Origin of the sequence: Sphingobacterium faecium, assembly GCF_003054045.1 — a bacterium.
In the GTDB taxonomy this organism is placed as follows: domain Bacteria; phylum Bacteroidota; class Bacteroidia; order Sphingobacteriales; family Sphingobacteriaceae; genus Sphingobacterium; species Sphingobacterium faecium.
In genome coordinates this window covers 70,378-89,238 of sequence record NZ_QBKH01000004.1, presented here as the reverse complement: position 1 = coordinate 89,238, position 18,861 = coordinate 70,378, and the positions used below count along the sequence as shown (strand labels likewise).

Genomic DNA, 18,861 nt, shown 5'->3' with positions numbered 1-18,861 from the left:
TTATGTCTGTAAATTTAGTAAAAATTTTATATACATATTGTTAATGTGATATTTGAATAACAATTTTATATATCATTTTGATTTTTATTGACTTTAGGTCATCAGTACGAAATTTATGGAAATAGAAGACGTTAAAATTTCAAGGAAGAAGCCCATCTATGCCGTTGGGGAGGGATTGCATAAATATTTACGTTTATACCAACGTGATGCAAAGCTACCTATTACTTATAAGGATTTACTCTCGTTTACAGAGACTATACCTGTGATGGACAAATATGGGAATGATACATTTTGGGAGACCCCTTTATATCCACCCTATCTAATCGATCAACTTTACGATGGTTTAAAAGTTATCTACGCAAATTTAAAGGCATCTGGTAATACGCGAATAGTACAACACAAGTATATAGATCGTGTCGAATATTGTGCTTTTGGAAATACCAGGCCATTTCGTATTCGAATTGTGAATCGATTGAATGATGTTTATGATTACTTTTATATAAAACAAGCTGATGCTTCACGTATTTACGGATTGGAATTGGAAGAGATATTGTCTCCAAACCAAGTGAACTATATGGTAGACCATGAGACACTCGTGGAAGAACATATTGTGGGCATTCCTGGAGATATCTTTGCCAAACAGAGGATGTATACACCTGATTATAATCTCACTCGAATATCTAAAGAGTTTGTCAAATTTAACGAACGTTGTATTATATCATTATTGGGAGATATGCGTGCTTATAATTTCGTTGTACAAATAACACCAGATTTTGATGACTTCCAATTTCGGATTCGTGCGATTGATTTTGACCAACAATTTTATGAAGGTAATCCAAAAGTATATATGCCCCAGTTTTTTAAAGAGAATTTTCCATATGTCAAACTGTCCATGGAGCATCTTACCGACAAAACGGTTTTACAGTATCAACAAGAAGAACGATCTTCGATCGTCCATCGGGTACGTAGTGAAAGGCATCGAATTGCAGATTTGAGAGATGCTTCAAAAACTCAGCAATTATCTACGGAGGAGAATATTAAACAATTACGTGAAGCATACGCAATTTCACATGAGAGCGAACAGTACTTGAAATGTAAAACTATGACGGATATTGTTGAATTGAATGTGAAAAATGTAATTAGACAAGTGCAGCTATAAGCTTATTTGATTCTTTTCTCATTATCTTTTACAAAAGCACTCCAGCCACTATAACTTTTGCTATTACCTGTACTTGCATTTTTTTGAAAAGAATGACAAACTGCAGCTGCCAATCCATCTGTGGCATCTAAAAATTCTGGAGTTTCATTGAATTTTAGTAGGGATTTAAGCATCCCTGCTACCTGTTCTTTGGTGGCATTGCCGCTACCAGTGACTGATTGCTTTATTTTTCTAGGAGCATATTCAAAAATTGGAATATCAAAATTTAGAGCTGCTGCCATAGCAACCCCTTGTGCTCTACCTAGCTTAAGCATTACTTGAATGTTTTTTCCATAAAATGGTGCCTCTAGAGCAACACTGTCAGGTTTATATTCCTCTATTAGGGCTGTAGTTTTTTTAAATATGCGTTGAAGCTTGAGAGCATGATCATCAAGGTGCCCCATTTTAACTACGCCCATTGTTATGAGGCTAATGTTATTTCCCTGTTCTCGTATTACTCCATAGCCTAAAACAACTGTTCCAGGATCAATACCTAAAATAATTCTTTCTTTCGCTTTCTCCTTCTGCATGTGCAATATTACATTTTTTATTCGATATGGATATAAATTCAACATCGAAAGGATACTATAATTGCCATAAAATAGCTTTAGCTTTGACTAAAATTTAGTAACATTGTTTCCAAAATTGAGAAATGCTGACAAAAGCTCAAAAAAAATATAGTGGTGTATTGATTAAAATCGCAGTCTTAGCTTTTGCTGGCTGGTATATCTATAAGCAATTATCAGATCCAAATAATCTGCTTAAATTTAAAACATTAATAGATGGGATTGATCCTCACTATTTTTGGTTGACTTTTAGCCTCATAGTATTTTTAATGTTTGTCAATTGGATGCTTGAAGTTGTTAAATGGCAGTATCTCGCCATTAGGATTGAAAAAATATCCTTGGGGAAAGCTTTCCAGTCTGTATTTAGTGGATTAACATGGGCTATCTTTACACCAAATAGAATTGGTGAATACGGTGGAAGAGTCTTGTTCTTGAAACCTGAAAATCGAGCTAAGGGCGCCGTAGCGATGGGTGTTGGTTTATTTGCACAATTGGTGTTAACAAGCATAGCTGGAGCATTAAGCATTGCTTGGTTTGCGTGTACTTACCTGGAGACCCCTTTATCAATTGGATTTGGTATTTGGTTATTAGCAATTCTTTATGCAACAGGTTTTTTAGTCCTTTATTTTAATGTGCATTGGGTAGATATTATTGTTGGAAAAATTGGTTTTCTGAAACGTATCAAACCATTCTTTTCCATTTTAGAAGAGTACACTTTTAAGGAATTGTTGGTAGTCATTTTAATCTCATTAGCTCGATTTATCATTTTTACTTCGCAATATATTATTTTAATGTTGGTTATTTTACCAGAATTGCCCGTAATGGCAATGATTTTGATGATATTCATTTTGTTCTTCGTACAGGCAGCATTACCTACATTGGATATTTTTGATTTTAGTGTAAGAAGTTTTGTTGCGGGTAATCTTTATAGTTATATAACGAACCAAGAGCTGGCTGTAATGGCAATTGTATCCTGTATTTGGTTTGTGAACTTGATACTACCAGCTTTCTTAGGTTCTTTTTTTGTCTTGAAAATAAATTTTTTTGGTGATTCTAAGTCTTAGTTTTTTAACAATATTATTAGCACTGATCTATATGGCATTGGTGCTATATATGCGTAAGGGGTGGTTTGAAATACCAACCGTCATATCGAATTACAAACCAACGAGACGTGTTTCAGTTATCATTGCGGCTCGCAATGAAGAGGCTGGTATAGCACGAACTATTGAAGCTATTTTACATCAGAAATTTCCTTCGGAATTACTGGAATTAATTGTGATAGATGATCATTCTACCGATTGTACCAGTGAAGTTGTATTGTCCTATGCGGACAGAGGAGTCCAATTGATTCAGCTCAATGAGAGTAATAAATTGAACTCGTATAAGAAGTTAGCTATTTCAAAAGCCATTGATTTATGTAGCGGAGATATTATCGTTACGACGGATGCCGACTGTAGAATGGATGAGTATTGGTTGAACACGGTAATTAGTTATTTTGAAACTCAAGATTTATACATGTTATCTTCGCCAGTTATTTATTCAGAAGAAAAATCATTTTTTGAAAGACTTCAGACCCTTGAGTTTTTATATTTAATAGGCTTGGGAGCAGCTGGTATCGGAAATAAAAATCCTACAACTTGTAATGGTGCAAATTTGGCTTATCGCAAAGATATTTTCTACGAATTGGGGGGATTTTCAGGAATAGACGAATTGGCGTCGGGTGATGATGAATTATTTTTACATAAAGTTGCAGCGAGATATCCCCATAAGATAGGTTTTTGTAAATCTACTGATGCTATTGTATTTACGGATGCTAAACCCACATTGAGATCATTTATCAGCCAACGCAAGCGTTGGGCATCAAAAAGTACGAAATATAAAAATAAAGCAATCGTATTACTCGGTATCACGATTTGGCTGTTTAATTTTTGTATGCTTGCCAGTCTTTTGGCAGGTCTATTTTATCATTATTCCTATCTTTTTACTTTTCTGGTCGTCCTCGTTGTCAAAATAATAGTTGAATATTTATTTATACAACCGTTGACTCAATTCTCCAATAGAGAGGAATTAATGAGGTATCTGCCTATTCTTTCCTCATTACATATTATTTACTTGGTATATATAGGGATATTAGGTAATATTGGAAAATATGATTGGAAAGGTAGGCAGGTTAAATAGCTAACCATTTTTGACTTTCAAACGAATTTTTTGTTCCGCTTCTAAAACTATTTCTTCTAAAGTTTTATCCGTTTTATCAATTGGATCTAAGACTTCCCAACTCATTTTCACAAAAGGTGTTAGCGGAAATAAACCACTCTTTGTCATTTCATAGGAACCATTAATGGCAATTGGAACTATAAGTGCATCAGGATTTTTCTTTAATATGGTAGCGATTCCTCCAACGTGAAATGATTTCATCTTCCCATTTCTTGTACGTGTGCCTTCCGGAAAAATAAAAGCAGACCAATTTTTGGTTTTCATATTATTAGCAAGTTTTAAAATCTCTCCAATAGATTGCTTTGAATCTTTACGGTCAATATTCGCTGCTCCACCATGTTTTAAATTGAAAGATATACTAGGTATTCCTTTTGCTAATTCTATTTTAGAGATGAATTTTCCATGAAACCTTCTTAGAAAATAGATCATAGCCGGTATATCAAATGTACTTTGATGATTGGCTACAAAAATAATAGGCTGTCCCGTGGGTATATTTTTATTATCAATAAATGTAACGCTATTGAAAAGTAGACAATTGCAATATGTTAGGAAGAAATTGAGGATATCGACACTTTTCTTATGCATATTATACCCTCCTAATTTAAGGCTCAACCATTGAACAGGATGAAAAATTAAAAGGCATAAGCCAAAAAAGAAATAAAATATAGGTGTCAGAATAAATCCAATAATCTTCTTCATGTTAAAATCTAATTATTATTTGCAGCAAATATAATTATTAATATAGTTTACAAATAATTATTGCGATTAGATGTTCCCAATAATTCAAGTTTACGGCTATAAAATACCCTTTTGATTTAATAATGTTTATATTTAGTGAGATAGGAGGAATTATTCCTAATAAAAACCTTAGTTGTTAAATTCGACTTGAAGTTGTAAGCTTCACTTGAATTTCTTGCTATATAAATTTGCTATGCATATTTGAACGTATTTAAGTTTAGGTGAGCAAGGTTTATCTTTCAATTTTTATTGACCGCATGCTCTTTGAAGTAAATCGTAAATCAACTGGGCAAAATTGATCCAAACCGGCACAATAAACTAGATGATCGGATCAGATAATTGTATAGGACAAATGATATTAAATAATATGAATTTTCAAGAAAAACAAACATTTTGGAGTTGGTGGATGATTATTCTAATGATTTTTTTGCTATTATCTACTGTAAATTTTGACCTATTCAATCTATTAAGAGGTGATTTTATTGAAATTAATTTCAATCCAGGGTTTTGGATCATAGTAGGGATCATTATTCTATTTTCTTTTATAAGGCTAAAAACTACAATAAATGAAGAAGGAATAGCTGTTCAGTTTTTTCCATTTCTATTAAAAACCAGATTCATTCTTTGGTCGCAAATAGGACATCTATATATCAAGGACTATAACCCTATAGCAGATTATGATGGGTGGGGTTACCGCAACGGGAATGAGGGCAAAGCTTATAATACAAAAGGATCTGTAGGTTTGCAAGTCATATTTAATGATGGATCTAAGCTTTTAATTGGTACTCAAAAAAAGGATGAATTAAGTCGTATTGCGATCCAAGTAAATCAAGAAATTCTTAAAATGGAGAACAATAAATAATAGCGAATCCTTTAGATAATCTTTCTTAAAAAAGTGAATTGTTTTTTTACTTTTTCGTTCAATAATTATTTGGTCTACTTTTTAGGTAGCACTTTATTTAGCTATTTATTTCAATTCAAATCACCCTTATTCTTGGATTTATATTTAAAGTTGTGTCATGCGTTTGTTTATTTAAGAATTTCCCATTACCGAATTTTTTAAAAAGCATTATCATGGCTTGATTTTGGTATTAGTTCTGATATTAAAAGTAGTTTCATCTGCTTTGTTCATATTTTATTAGATAGAATGGTTAAAAATATAATTAGTTTATTTATTTTATTGTTGAGTACAATAACTGTTTTTCCTCAAAATTTTGCTGGAAGTTGGAAGGGAATGCTAAAAGTTGGAAATTCAAATTTGACTTTTGTTATTCATTTGTCTGAAGAAGCAGGTTTATGGAAAGCTACAGCAGATAGTCCTGATCAGGGAGCTTTTGGAATTCCTGCACAAGCTCATATAAACGGTAACGGAATCGAAGTGGTTATTCATGGAGGTATTACGTATATCGGTAAAATAGAAAAAGAAAATATAATAGGTGGAGAGTTTCAGCAGGGAGCATTTCGATCAAGATTAGATCTTACTAAAACAGAAGATATTTCTACAGCCAGTAAGATAAAGATATCTAGATCACAACGCATAGTACCCCCTTACAATTACGATACCGTGGATGTAAACTTTAGAAATAAGTATGATGACGTTCTTCTTAGTGGCACATTGACATCCCCTAAGCAAAAGGGAAAGTTTGCCGCAGTTGTTTTGGTAACAGGAAGTGGTCCTCAGGATCGGAATGAAACATTAATGGGACATGAACCATTTCGTATATTATCTGATTTTTTAACAAAAAATAATATTGTTGTACTTCGATACGATGATCGGGGCGTTGGACTTTCGCAAGGAAGCTTTATAAATGGAACCATTGAGAATTTCAGTAAAGATGCCATGGCTGCGATAGAGTTTCTAAAGAAGAGACCTAACGTCGACCCCAACAAAATTGGTATTATAGGACATAGCGAAGGAGGGTTGATTGCGGAATTATTAGCAGGGCAAAAACTCCCATCTCTTTCATTTATCGTTTCTTTAGCCGGACCCGCGATACCTATAGATTCATTGATGGTCTCCCAATTATATCGCATAGGTAAGGTAGCAGGTATGAGTGATCTCGCTTTAGCTCACGCGCAGGAAATCAATAGAAAGAATTTCGAAATTGTTAAGAGTAATAAACCCCACAAAGAAGCCATGGCTATGATTCTTGATAATATGAAAATTGATCCAGCACAATTAAACTCTGCTAGTAAGTTAGAACTGGAGACTCTTTTATTGCCATCTTATCGCTATTTCATGCGAATAGATCCCATCCCTTTTATTAAGAAGATTACCATACCGGTTTATGCTGCATTTGGAAGCCTTGATGTTCAAGTTCCAGCAGAGCAAAATTTAAATAGTTTAAAATCTAATTTACCCACTAATCCGAAAACTGTATTAAAAGAGTACGAGGGTTTAAATCACTTATTTCAAAAAGCAAGTACAGGAGCTGTTTCCGAATACGAACATATTAGTGAAACGATGAACAATGAAGTTTTATTAGATCTTGTAAAGTGGATTCATGCTTTAAACTAATGGTCTGTCATATGTATTATTTGAGTGACATCTTGTCTATTTTATTAAAAATACGATAACGTTGTAAATTGCTTTTTTCGAAGATAGAGACCCCTTTATGAGGTCTCTACAATTGATTTTAGGCTATTTCTTACCTTTTAACTTTTCTTTGCAATTCAATTAGGTTTATATCTTTGTCCATACGCTACACCTGGATAAGGTGGGAACTATTTAATAAAAACCTTTAATAATATATTATGAATTTCAAGGCAGTTATTACTTTAACTTTCTTAACCATTTTAGCTTCTATTGTTTCTGCTAGAGAAGTTATACCCTTTAATCAAGAATGGGCTTTTAAAAAAGGACCATTTACTACTGATGGATTGCAATATGGAAATATTTTCTCGGGTACTTGGCAGTCTGTTACTGTGCCGCATACATGGAATGCAACAGATATGCAGGTCCGCAACGATCGATTTACATCTAATGAAAAATTTTATGTAGGAGATGCTTATTATCGGAAAACTTTTATTCCCGAATCTTCATGGAATGGAAAACGTGTTTTTATAAAATTTGAAGGAGTCAATACCAACACTGAAGTTTATATCAATAATTCACCTACGTCTGTAAAGTTGCAAAAAGGCAATTTGGTATATGATGGATCAACGATGAATGGTAACTACCAAATTGTTGGTCGGCATCAAGGTGGTTATTCTGCTTTTGTATTAGAACTTACCAATATGTTGAAATTAGGAGTGGAAAATGAGATATTGGTTAAAGTAAATAATGAAGCCACTCCGCAAGTAATTCCTGTTAATCATACTTTATTTCCTATGTATGGTGGAATTTATCGCCCCGTTGAATTGATTGTAACGGACAAAATTAATATTGCAGTTTCTGATTATGCTTCTTCAGGAATATATATCAGTCAAAAGGAAGTAGATAAGAAAAAAGCTGACATCAGCTTAAAAGCGAAATTAGAAAATAAAACTCCAGAAATGCGAGATGTGCAAATCGTATCAACGATTTTTGAGCAAAGTGGAGCTGTAAAATTAAAAGATGTAAAAAAATATCGCTTACTTCCGCAGGGAAGACAAGAGGTCGTTCAAGATATTAGAATAACAAATCCACACGTATGGCAAGGCTTAGAAGATCCCTATTTGTATAAGGTAGTCACACAGATTATGGATGGAAATATTATTCTTGATGAAGTGGTTCAGCCATTGGGAATTCGCAAATTTGAACTGCGTACAGGAGAAGGCTTCTTTTTAAACGGTGTTAAATATCCGATGTATGGTGTGACACGTCATCAAGATCGATGGGGAAAGGGCTCTGCTCTATCAAATGCAGATCATGATGAAGATTTGGCTATTATAAAAGAAATGGGAGCAACCACTATTCGATTAGCTCATTACCAACAATCGGATTATTTTTATGCAAAATGCGATAGTATAGGTTTTATTGTTTGGGCAGAAATTCCATTTGTCAATCGTGTAACAACATTAGAAGAAGCAAATGCTAAGCAGCAGTTGACAGAACTTATTAGGCAAAATTATAATCATCCCTCTATTTATATCTGGGGATTACACAACGAAGTTTATACACCCAATGCTTATACCATAGAATTAACAACAAAATTGAATGACTTGGCTAAAACAGAAGATCCATATCGCTATACGGTTCAAGTGAGTGGTTATAATGTCATTAATCATGCTGTAAACAATAACGCAGATGTACAGGGTATCAACCATTATTTTGGATGGTACAATGGTGTCATTCGTGATGTGGATCACTGGGCGGATCAAATTTCAAAAGATTTTAAAGATTATAAAATAATTTTTTCAGAATATGGAGCCGAAGCAAATCCCAACCACCAGCAAGAGGTTGTTGGAGATGTTGGTAACCAATGGGCAAACCCTGCATTTTTTCCAGAAGAATTTTCAACGAAGTTTCATGAAATACATTGGGGAACGATAAAAAGACATCCTATATTTTTAGCATCTTATCTATGGAATACATTTGATTTTGCGACCCCAATAACCGCCTTAAATGTTGAACCTAGAAACTATAAAGGATTGGTTACTTTCGATAGAAAGTTAAAGAAGGATCCGTTTTATTGGTATAAAGCTAACTGGAGTAAAGAACCTGTACTTTACCTGACACAACGTCGTGTTGTGGAAAGAGCCAATGAGGTTACACCCATAACTGTTTATTCCAATATCGGAACACCAACGCTATGGGTAAATGGTGTAGAGATCAAAAACTATGTTATGGGAGAAACAGATGTGCATTATATCTTTCAAAATATTAAATTAAGGGAGGGAGACAATATCGTTCAAGTGAAGGCATCAAAAGGGGAGGCGCGATTGGAAGATAAAATTACCTGGCATTATTTGAAGAATAATCCAAAGGCAATCAGTAAAGATGGTCCAAAAGATAATAAAAATGAACATATAGGTTTATAATAAAAGGGCTTCAAGAGCCCTTTTATTACGTTATGGAGTCATCAACGACACCGGTAAAATTTTACCATTATAGTATTGGTGTCCATTTTGGGCAAATTCTGCAATATATCTACCCATTTCAAAAGCCAATTTTCCAGCTTCCACACCAGGAAAAGCAGCTTCAAACATCTCTGTTTGTGCAGAGCCCAGTGCAAGACAATTGACTCGAATACCCTTCGTTTTAAATTCTTCAGCTAGACACTCTGTTAATACAGCCAACGCAGCCTTGCTGGAAGAGTAGGCTGCCAAACCTTTGAATTTGGATGAGCCTTGAAATCCTCCCATACTCCCAATATTAAGGATGTGAGAACCTTCAGGCATCAAAGGAACGATGTTTTGAATCATTTGAGCATGAGCTAAAACATTTGTTTGAAACATAGATGCAATATCTTCCAATGAACTATCCATAAAAGGTTTATTGATTAATATACCTGCGTTATTTATCAGAATGTCTACATGTTCAAATTTTGATTTGATAAATGGTACTAAAGTTTGGTAATCATCAAATACGATATCGAATTGCGCAGGGTATAAATTGCCACCATCAAAATTTAAATCTGATGCAATCTCGTGCAACCGTTTTAATTTATCTGCCGATCGAGCTAGGGCGATGACATTGTTTTCTTTTTTAGCTGTAAGATCCAATACTGCTTCAAATCCAATACCACTGCTTACTCCTGTTATTACAATATTTGCCATAAATTTTTTTATTTAATCTTCAGTTTGAGATTCTTCTATCTCTTTGACAGATGGTAGTTTATCAGTTCCTAAAGCTGAGGGATGAAAAATATAATATGAACCTGTGAAGGCCATAATTGCTGATATAATATAAAATAATAGACTAATCAAAACGGCTAAATGTGAATCAAGATGAAAGAAATTCGCTCCCCACATATAGACCAACTCCCTCATGCCTAATCCTCCAACAGAGAATGGGATGATAGCGACTAAAGAAGAAGCAAGAAAAAGGAACAAATAGGGTGAAAATTTACCTTCAAATCCCAATGCATATAAAATCATGATGGCAGAAAGTACTTGCATGGACTGGACACCTATAGCTTTAAAATGCGTTTTAATAAAATTTGATTTAAAGTCAGGAAAAAATTTGCCAACAATAAAATAATAGAGTATGGTGCCTGCGCAGAACCCTAAAATAGTTAAATAGTTAGGGATTTTTAACTGTGGCATAAAAATAACCAATGCCGCAATAATAAGACATAAAGCCCAAAGACCGCTTAAACGATCAAAGAATAATGCTCCTAACAATTTTCGACCTTTAATATTATATTTTTTGCGAAGGAAATATATTTTATATCCGTCACCTCCGACACCGCCAGGTAAAAACAGGTTATAAAACAATCCTAGTTGATAGAGTTTGAAGTTATATCTTTCTGATACATTCAGCCCGATTGCTTTAAGAAAACTAAGTAAACGAGAAGAAGATATCAAAATTGAGGTTCCGTAAGCTAAGAATGCGAGGAGCAGAAAAAATGGATTAGAATTGACTACAGCATCTTTTAAGTCATCGATAGAAACCTTACTAAATACCCAATAAAGTGCAGCAATAGTAACCACGACTTTAAGGACATTCTTAATTATTTTCCAGAGTAATTTTTTATTCATTAGATATGAAGTCTACGTAATGACTTTCTAAATTAGTTTTCAAAGATATTAATTTGATTAAACTTATCTTCTTATTTGTATTAAGCTATTAATGGGTATATACGCGAGTATAAAAGAATTAAGTAGATAAGTAGAAATATCGTACATAAAGAAAATTGCCAATTAATATCTACTCTTAAATATTTATTTTTTAGCATCACGACTAGTAATACTACAAAAATTATAAAAAGTAACGCTGGCGCGACTATGGCCATTTCATTAGGAAAAGCAACATGTTTAGCATCTAAACTAGATTGAGCTCCCTTATTTGACAAGATAGGAACAGACGCAAGAGCTAAAAGCAAAACGAAGATACGTAATAGTGATTTTGCTACAATCTTACTAATGGTATGATTTTTGGATGTCTCCATCATGATTTGTTGTTATATTTACAGCAAAAATACAATAAGTAACTATAAAATTAATGAATATGAATCGAGTTCTTTTATCTATCACAACTCTTATGCTGAGTTTGTTTGTTTTTTCGGCTTGTAGTATGCAGCCAAAAGGAGCAACATCTAGTTCTTCATCTACTGCAATGTCTTCAGGTCCTAGTGCTTCAGACTGGAAAGGTGCTGTCAAAGGAACTTGGATATTAAACACTATTGACCGTGAAAATTTACCTGCTTCTTATACCATCAAAAGTGTGTTTGAAGAGGCTCCACCGGAGTGTTTTATAGGTAGTACTTGGGTTTTACCAAGTAATGGTAAAGGAAATATTTCTTTCTCTGCAGATGGTAAATTATGTGCTCCAGGAGCTTCCAGAGATATTGTTTGGTCAATCTACAATCCTGGTAAAAATAATGGAGAACCACAATTCCAATTCAAAAAAATATATGCGGGAGATAAAGCTAAAAATGTGATCACAGGTTACCGTTTGGATTTATCTTATTCCGATGCGAATAAATTGGTGATGCGTATGCCGGTAACTATTTCTAGTGGTGAAGCTTACTTAGTATTTACTTTTTCTAGAGTGAATTAAAATATATACTTTATAAACGGTTAAAGCTATAGGAAACTATAGCTTTATTTTTTTGAAATATTATATTTGAATATGTTTTTTAATAATAACAATAGTCCTTCAGCTGAAATATGTATTATTCACAACATAGTAAGAGATGTTATTCTAATTGCTCTAGGTTTAGAAAATCGACTTTATGTAGACGATTTAGAATTTCATCTGCGTTTGGAGGATTTTAAACCAATTTCTCAGCAGGATAGTGATATACATGATGTCATTGCGACCGAGCCTCATATGACAATCCGTGAATTTGTCAGACTTACTTTTGCTGAAGTGGGAATAGAAATCGAATTTTGTGGTAAGGGACAGTTAGAAAAGGGAGTTATAATTGATATTGATGAAGAGCAACTAAGTCTGCTACACCTGAATAAAGAAAACATTAAATTTGGACACACTGTTGTCAAAGTTAATGACAGAAATGCTGAGACAGTTGAAAGCCTAATTACAATGGAATTTGGAATAGAAGATCGCACAACTCAAGATCAGCCAATACATGATTTGCAATCATTTATCAAAGATTTGGTTATCACAGATTTAAATATAATGAGGAAGTAAAGATAATTTCCTAATTTAATCTGTCATGTTTATGATCGGGTTCAATAATTATGGTTCAAGTGTATATTATTTTTTAATATGTTTATAATTTGAAATTGGAATAATTTTTGTGGTACAACTTGTATCTACAAGACGATACAATAAGTCTATTAAAAAATGGAATTCAAGTGTAATGGAAACTGAATTAGTAAAGGGAAATAAGCAGGAAGAAATAAAGAAAAATACCTCAAAAGTTTATTTTTTTATAATAGCAATAGCTGCGCTTATTGTTACCAACGTCTATTTCTATGTTAAGTTTAAATCTTCAGGAGAAAAGGTGTACGCACTAACCGTTGAAAAGGAAAATCTTGAGGTTGAAATTGATCGTATCGAAGCAGAGTTAGATAAGATGAAAATTGAAAATGTTCAATTATCTCCACCTTTAATTGCAAAAGAACAAGATGCAAGAAATAAAATTGTTGATTTAAGGGCCAAATTATCTAGAAAAGAATTGTCTCAATCTGATATTGATTATGCACAGTCAACAATTACATCACTCAAAAGCGATGTTGCCTATTTCACTTTAGATGTTAATCGCTTGATCCAAGAAAATAAGATTTTAGCCGAAAAGAACAGTTTATTACAAAAAGAAGTATCTGCCTCTTCAACTAAAATTACAAATCTAGAAAGTTCAAATAACAATTTGGCCTCAAAAGTTAATTTAGCTGCGGCTTTAAAGGTATCTAATATAGCAGTATCCGGACTTCAAGAAAAGCGAAATAATAAAGTAGAAGTAGAAGAACGGGCGAAAAGAGTAGATAAGTTAAGCATCAATTTTACAATTGCAGATAATACGCTTGCAAAAGTTGGAAATAAAGATGTTTTTATCCGTGTTATAGATCCACAAGGAAATTTAATTGTTAATCATGAGGATAACACCTTTTATGCACATGGTGAGAAACTTCAATATACCTTTAAGCATAATCTAGAATTTACTAATCACGGAGAGGAATATTCTTTGTATTGGAACGATGATAAGAAGTTTGTAAAGGGAGCTTATACGGTTCTATTATATTCAGACAATGCTATCATGGGAAGGTCTACAGTGGTCTTAAAATAGGTCAAAAATAAAGATACCATCCAAGTATTTACCTTGATGGTATCTTAAGAAACAAAAGAGGAGCTCATGTATTTGAGCTCCTCTTTTGTTTCTTAAGAATGGGCTTATGTGAATGACAATAGCTACTTCATCCATTTAATTCTTTTCTTAGGTATGCTTATATTTAGGTATTGCAATTTGAAATGTTGTTCCATGATCCTCTATAGATTCAAATTGAACTGTTCCACCCATTGCCTCAATTGTTTTTTTAACAAATACCAATCCTAACCCAGTACCAGAACTCTTAGTCGTGAAATTAATCTCAAATATTTTAGAACGCATCTCTTGAGGAATTCCTGATCCATTATCTTTTATTTTAATGATATAATCATCCCGATCCCCATCAGTAATACTAATATCAATTTTTATTTTCCTCTTGCCAAAACCTGCTTCAATAGCATTTTTTAGAAGATTATTAAAAGTTCTCATCATTTGATCTCGATCTCCTTCTACAAAGAGATAGGCATCATTTGTTTGGTTCATTAATCTAATTTGAGCTTGTGGATTCTGTATATAAACACCGATTGATTTATTTATTTTTTCCAATAAATTGATCTTCTCATATTTAGTATCTGGCAGTTTCGCAAAAGCAGAAAATTCTTTAGCTATATGTGTCAAACTATTGATTTGCTCAATAAATGAAGCTGAAATCCGTTTAAACCGTTCTTCAAACTTTGGATCATTGTCATAGTATGATTTGGTCAGTTGTTGAATACCGAGTTTCATTGGAGTTAGCGGATTTTTGATTTCATGAGCCACCTGCTGTGCCATTTCTCTCCAAGTAGATTCCCTTTCATTATCTTTGATTTTATTAGCATAATCCTCCAGTTTTAATATCATGAGATTATACTCTTTTATAAGACCACCAATCTCATCATTTCGTTGCCAAAATAAGGGTTCATTCTGTTGTCCTAAGTTTGTTTGCGCCAATTTTTTACTAATTAAGCTCAATGGTTCAGTAATTTTATTAGCAACAAATGCGGCATAAAAACCAAAACCAATAATAATCAATGAATAGATATTGATCAGCGTATTTAAAAGAAGATTTTTATTTAAATTATCATCCTTTTGAGCATTAAAATTTGGAATAGCGAGGTAAGCAATAGTAGCATAATTCTCATCTCTAATCGTTGCATAGCTTGATTCATATCTAAAGTCACCCACACCTTCCTTTTCTATCGTCTCCGATTTTTTTAAAAGCGATAGCTTTCGAAACGCACTTGGATTCATAAATGTTGATAAGATATTTAAATCATAAATCTTAGGTTGCGAACTGTACAGTAAACGACCCGATTTAGAGTAAAGCGAAAAGTCTTTTGATAGCGATTCCGATAATAACTTCAAATAATAAATTAATCGATTCTCTCTTTCTTCAGCAGAATTAGTGGTGCTAATGATACTCTCTAGTCTTTTACTAATATCCGCTACAGTCTTTTCTCTTTCCAAAGTATTGTTATATGACAACTGCATATTGATGCTGACAAAGGATATAATACCAGATATCAGGATCGCCAATATAATGGAAGAGATAAATAGGGTTTGAATTCTAGAACTATACTGTATACTATTTACTAAAAATAAATAATGGTATTTAATACTTCGGATTTTAAAAGATTTGTTTTTCAAAATATTTGAGCCATAAGTGATGGCGCTGTAGAATGAAAAGAAGATGAATATGACTAAAAATAAAAATGAAGCTGTCGCCAAATATTCCCAAGTCGTTTCTTTTGGATTACTAACTAAAAATGTGGTATGACTATTAGGTCTATACATCACATGAAAATAGTTATCCTTACTATCTAAGTTAATATATTCACCAACTTTTTTAGGATAAATATTATCATGGCTTGGATAATTGAATTTCCCGTATTGCGTGACTAGATTTCCATCTTTATAGAGAGCTATAGAGCTATTACTAAATGATTCGACTTCGATATTATTTAATCTAGAATCAACGAGTATCTCTGGATACGGCAAAGCATAGTTGAACGATCTATTTTTTAGATTGAGATAAAGAGAGACTGTATTTTGAGCATCAATAGGCAGATTAATAATGGAAAAATACTCATGTGTTCCCAACTCGCTGTTCAATCGATAGAAGTTATTACTTATTTTTAATGAATTTTTAATCACCTTTTCCCTGTACTCATCTATTTTATTGTTTTTATAACGCGCAAGCTCTTTATTATTGTTATAGTAGAATCCCATAAATTCATATCTTGAAAGGTATCCCCCAAGGTATTTTTGTTCGATATATTCATTTATGGTTTGTGTATTGGTATTGGGTAAACTGATTTTAAATAAATGTTTTAATTGTTCATCATTCAAGATATCTTTTTCAATCTCAGTATACAGTGAAATTGCGTTAATATCATCTTCCGATTCTAGATTACTAATAAAAAGCTTCATATTCTCCACTTTTTTCATTTTGAAAAAATGACCATGATAAACGGAGCAAATGATAGATAAAAGAATGATAACGATGATATGAGTTGCTAATCTAAATTTTGATTTTAGTAAGGAATTGAAAGATCTTATCAGTATAATAACAGCAAGTAAAATATTGACCAAGCCATTATTTTCTTTTGAGACAGTCCCCACTAAGATAAATATGATAAGGCAAATCAGGTGGATATTAATGAGTACGGTATCTGATATTTTTAGCTTTCTGATCGTAGCAATAACAATGTCTATATACAGCGTTAGCGTCATTAAACTGAGGCACATGATAAAAAGATCAATCCAAGTGAATGTATTCAATTCAACCAGTTTAGTAAAATCAACAGCTGTCGTTGTAGAATGTGTAATTAGGGTGCCTAAAGTCTTATAGAGCAGGGTAAAAAAGAAATATATACTCAGTATGGACAATACTGTAAAGCCTATCTTTGAAAATTTAGTTTTGATATGTTCAGCAAATAAAAATTTGCTTTTTATATTGTATAAAAATAATGTGAATAGAAAAATGAAAAATGCGGTAACCAGTAAACTCCAGATATTGGGAAACAAATAGTTATAAGCATAGTTTTTGGGATTAAAAATACCCAAATTAGCGTGAATACTGAGCCAATCAGAGTTAAGATCAATATAGCGCAATGTGACAAGCGCTGTAAAGTATAAAAGTACTCCAAGTATGACTCGACCACTATTAACCAAGAGATTGGCGATATTATGGATGAGGGTTATAAAGCAGATAGCTGCGAGAATCCATGATAATGTTTTTAATACACTAAATGTATTCTGAAGCTGTCCAGATTTTAATTTGATCGAAAATAGATAAGTTTTGTCCTTACTATAGATATTTTTAATATTTCCACTATCGTTGTAATCTGCAATTTCAATATTATTACTTTTAGAAATAAATGATGAAAATGCTTTTGTGAAATATTCATTATTGATATTAAAATACTTCTTGATAGTCACATATGCTAAAATCGTTGTATTACCAATTTCCTTTTTTTTAACAATAAATGTACGATCGTTAGTTGTAATATAATTTATGGTATTCTTCAATCCACCATCTGTTAGTGGCACGAATAGGTTGGAACTCCACAATAATAATTCATGGTTTTTAAATATAAAAAGTGCTATCCCTTCCTCTGTATCATATTTCTGAAGGATATCATAAGATTGCTCTGGATATTTTTCCGCATTTTTAAACGTTTTTAAAACAATTGGATCAGCAAATAAATGTTCAATTATGTCTTCCTTTTCATGAATTTTTGATTCAAGATTTGCGGTTTCAAAGTTTAAAATATCTTTACTCGAGATCGATTGTTGTAAAGTAATAGCAGTAACGATAAAGCTTAACGTCAGCAGTATAAGTAAAAGTCTTATTTTTGAGGATATCGGCACTATATAATCTGTCTATTGAGGATGAATGAATATATAAATATATAAAAAAAGTCCTTACAAAAAGATTTGTAAGGACTTATCTATGAATGGATATTTTATTATCCGTGGATATCTTCCTCTCTGAAAAGTTTTGCACCTAAATATTCACGATTCATTCGAGCAATATTTGTTAATTTGATACCTTTAGGGCATTCTGCCTCACAAGCACCAGTATTCGTACAGTTACCAAAACCTTCTGCATCCATCTGATCAACCATCGCCTGAGCACGCTCATAACGTTCCGTTTGACCCTGAGGTAATAAAGCAAATTGAGAGATTTTAGCTGAAACGAATAACATGGCCGATGCATTCTTACAAGCAGCAACACAAGCACCACAACCGATACAAGTAGCTGATTCGAAAGCCTCATCTGCAATGCGTTTTGGAATCAAAATGTTATTAGCATCCTGCGCACCACCAGTATTTACATTGGTGTAACCACCAGCTTGTTGGATACGGTCAAAAGATGTACGATCTACCGCTAAATCTTTCAATACAGGGAAGGCAGCAGCTCTCCAAGGTTCGATAACAATTGTTTGCCCGTCATGGAATGAACGCATGTGCAATTGACAAGTCGTGATACCATATTTAGGTCCGTGTGGACGTCCATTGATCACTAATGAACACATTCCGCAAATACCTTCACGACAGTCATGATCAAAGTAAATAGGATCTTCGCCTTTACGAGTCAATTCATCATTTACAATATCAAGCATTTCTAAGAATGACATATCATCGGCGATATCATTTGCTTGTACAGTTACGAATTGACCTTTTGATTTATCGTTTTTTTGACGCCAAACTTTTAGCGTTAAATTCATATGTGCACTCATAATAATAATATTGAGTCTATCAATTGACTACTATAAAAGTA

At 33.0% G+C, this 18,861-nt stretch carries 15 protein-coding genes; 9 read left to right on the top strand and 6 right to left on the bottom strand.

Annotated elements, in window-relative coordinates; genetic code table 11:
- Positions 1-115 precede the first annotated feature (115 nt).
- Positions 116-1,159: a hypothetical protein gene (locus tag C8N37_RS12005; protein ID WP_108159141.1), complete on the top strand. Its 1,044-nt coding sequence runs from the start codon at positions 116-118 to the stop codon at positions 1,157-1,159.
- Between the two features lie 2 nt (positions 1,160-1,161).
- On the opposite strand, the gene ruvC is transcribed toward C8N37_RS12005, so the two are convergent.
- Positions 1,162-1,728 carry a crossover junction endodeoxyribonuclease RuvC gene (gene ruvC, locus C8N37_RS12000; RefSeq protein WP_108159140.1) on the bottom strand — a complete coding sequence of 189 codons (567 nt, stop codon included), beginning with the start codon at positions 1,726-1,728 and terminating at the stop codon, positions 1,162-1,164.
- 122 nt (positions 1,729-1,850) lie between these two features.
- On the opposite strand from ruvC, the gene C8N37_RS11995 reads away from it, so the two are divergent.
- Positions 1,851-2,828, top strand: a complete 978-nt coding sequence (locus tag C8N37_RS11995) for a lysylphosphatidylglycerol synthase domain-containing protein (RefSeq protein ID WP_228115710.1) — start codon at positions 1,851-1,853, stop codon at positions 2,826-2,828.
- 31 nt (positions 2,829-2,859) lie between these two features.
- The gene (locus C8N37_RS11990) at positions 2,860-3,942 is read left to right on the top strand and encodes a glycosyltransferase family 2 protein (protein WP_108159139.1); all 1,083 of its coding nucleotides are present in this window, start codon (positions 2,860-2,862) and stop codon (positions 3,940-3,942) included.
- Here C8N37_RS11990 and C8N37_RS11985 read toward each other — a convergent pair whose 3' ends face one another.
- The gene (locus C8N37_RS11985; protein ID WP_108159138.1) at positions 3,943-4,680 is read right to left on the bottom strand and encodes a lysophospholipid acyltransferase family protein; all 738 of its coding nucleotides are present in this window, start codon (positions 4,678-4,680) and stop codon (positions 3,943-3,945) included.
- A 406-nt stretch (positions 4,681-5,086) separates the two neighbouring features.
- Here C8N37_RS11985 and C8N37_RS11980 point away from each other — a divergent pair, with 406 nt between their 5' ends.
- The 3 genes from C8N37_RS11980 (at position 5,087) to C8N37_RS11970 (ending at position 9,681) form a co-directional block, all read left to right on the top strand.
- Entirely contained in the window at positions 5,087-5,581 is a 495-nt protein-coding gene (locus C8N37_RS11980; RefSeq protein WP_146171063.1) for a hypothetical protein, read from the top strand.
- Between the two features lie 285 nt (positions 5,582-5,866).
- Positions 5,867-7,237 (top strand): alpha/beta hydrolase family protein, encoded by a 1,371-nt coding sequence (locus C8N37_RS11975; RefSeq protein WP_108159136.1) that lies wholly within the window; start codon positions 5,867-5,869, stop codon positions 7,235-7,237.
- Between the two features lie 236 nt (positions 7,238-7,473).
- Positions 7,474-9,681 carry a glycoside hydrolase family 2 protein gene (locus C8N37_RS11970; protein ID WP_108159135.1) on the top strand — a complete coding sequence of 736 codons (2,208 nt, stop codon included), beginning with the start codon at positions 7,474-7,476 and terminating at the stop codon, positions 9,679-9,681.
- A 30-nt stretch (positions 9,682-9,711) separates the two neighbouring features.
- On the opposite strand, the gene C8N37_RS11965 is transcribed toward C8N37_RS11970, so the two are convergent.
- Entirely contained in the window at positions 9,712-10,419 is a 708-nt protein-coding gene (locus tag C8N37_RS11965) for an SDR family NAD(P)-dependent oxidoreductase (RefSeq protein ID WP_108159134.1), read from the bottom strand.
- Between the two features lie 12 nt (positions 10,420-10,431).
- Positions 10,432-11,343 (bottom strand): lysylphosphatidylglycerol synthase transmembrane domain-containing protein, encoded by a 912-nt coding sequence (locus C8N37_RS11960; protein ID WP_108159133.1) that lies wholly within the window; start codon positions 11,341-11,343, stop codon positions 10,432-10,434.
- Between the two features lie 469 nt (positions 11,344-11,812).
- On the opposite strand from C8N37_RS11960, the gene C8N37_RS11950 reads away from it, so the two are divergent.
- The 3 genes from C8N37_RS11950 to C8N37_RS11940 all read left to right on the top strand — a co-directional run bounded on the left by C8N37_RS11950 (position 11,813) and on the right by C8N37_RS11940 (position 14,057).
- The gene (locus C8N37_RS11950; protein WP_108159470.1) at positions 11,813-12,364 is read left to right on the top strand and encodes a lipocalin family protein; all 552 of its coding nucleotides are present in this window, start codon (positions 11,813-11,815) and stop codon (positions 12,362-12,364) included.
- Positions 12,365-12,436: 72 nt separating this feature from the next.
- Positions 12,437-12,958 carry a GDP-mannose 4,6-dehydratase gene (locus C8N37_RS11945; protein WP_108159131.1) on the top strand — a complete coding sequence of 174 codons (522 nt, stop codon included), beginning with the start codon at positions 12,437-12,439 and terminating at the stop codon, positions 12,956-12,958.
- Positions 12,959-13,130: 172 nt separating this feature from the next.
- A complete protein-coding gene (locus C8N37_RS11940; RefSeq protein ID WP_108159130.1) occupies positions 13,131-14,057 on the top strand; it encodes a hypothetical protein in 927 nt (308 codons plus the stop codon).
- Positions 14,058-14,204: 147 nt separating this feature from the next.
- On the opposite strand, the gene C8N37_RS11935 is transcribed toward C8N37_RS11940, so the two are convergent.
- Positions 14,205-17,948, bottom strand: a complete 3,744-nt coding sequence (locus tag C8N37_RS11935; protein ID WP_244914407.1) for a sensor histidine kinase — start codon at positions 17,946-17,948, stop codon at positions 14,205-14,207.
- 98 nt (positions 17,949-18,046) lie between these two features.
- Complete coding sequence (locus C8N37_RS11930) at positions 18,047-18,820, bottom strand: succinate dehydrogenase/fumarate reductase iron-sulfur subunit (protein WP_021191913.1); 774 nt, start codon at positions 18,818-18,820, stop codon at positions 18,047-18,049.
- Positions 18,821-18,861: the final 41 nt, after the last annotated feature.

Bases quoted from the DNA above. Each gene is read 5' to 3' on its own strand.
- C8N37_RS11985 (WP_108159138.1), bottom strand. From the start codon at position 4,680: ATGAAGAAGATTATTGGATTTATTCTGACACCTATATTTTATTTCTTT.
- C8N37_RS11930 (WP_021191913.1), bottom strand. From the start codon at position 18,820: ATGAGTGCACATATGAATTTAACGCTAAAAGTTTGGCGTCAAAAAAAC.
- ruvC (WP_108159140.1), bottom strand. From the start codon at position 1,728: ATGCAGAAGGAGAAAGCGAAAGAAAGAATTATTTTAGGTATTGATCCT.
- C8N37_RS11965 (WP_108159134.1), bottom strand. From the start codon at position 10,419: ATGGCAAATATTGTAATAACAGGAGTAAGCAGTGGTATTGGATTTGAA.
- C8N37_RS11940 (WP_108159130.1), top strand. From the start codon at position 13,131: ATGGAAACTGAATTAGTAAAGGGAAATAAGCAGGAAGAAATAAAGAAA.
- C8N37_RS11990 (WP_108159139.1), top strand. From the start codon at position 2,860: ATGGCATTGGTGCTATATATGCGTAAGGGGTGGTTTGAAATACCAACC.
- C8N37_RS11970 (WP_108159135.1), top strand. From the start codon at position 7,474: ATGAATTTCAAGGCAGTTATTACTTTAACTTTCTTAACCATTTTAGCT.
- C8N37_RS12005 (WP_108159141.1), top strand. From the start codon at position 116: ATGGAAATAGAAGACGTTAAAATTTCAAGGAAGAAGCCCATCTATGCC.
- C8N37_RS11975 (WP_108159136.1), top strand. From the start codon at position 5,867: ATGGTTAAAAATATAATTAGTTTATTTATTTTATTGTTGAGTACAATA.
- C8N37_RS11980 (WP_146171063.1), top strand. From the start codon at position 5,087: ATGAATTTTCAAGAAAAACAAACATTTTGGAGTTGGTGGATGATTATT.
- C8N37_RS11950 (WP_108159470.1), top strand. From the start codon at position 11,813: ATGAATCGAGTTCTTTTATCTATCACAACTCTTATGCTGAGTTTGTTT.
- C8N37_RS11960 (WP_108159133.1), bottom strand. From the start codon at position 11,343: ATGAATAAAAAATTACTCTGGAAAATAATTAAGAATGTCCTTAAAGTC.
- C8N37_RS11945 (WP_108159131.1), top strand. From the start codon at position 12,437: ATGTTTTTTAATAATAACAATAGTCCTTCAGCTGAAATATGTATTATT.
- C8N37_RS11995 (WP_228115710.1), top strand. From the start codon at position 1,851: ATGCTGACAAAAGCTCAAAAAAAATATAGTGGTGTATTGATTAAAATC.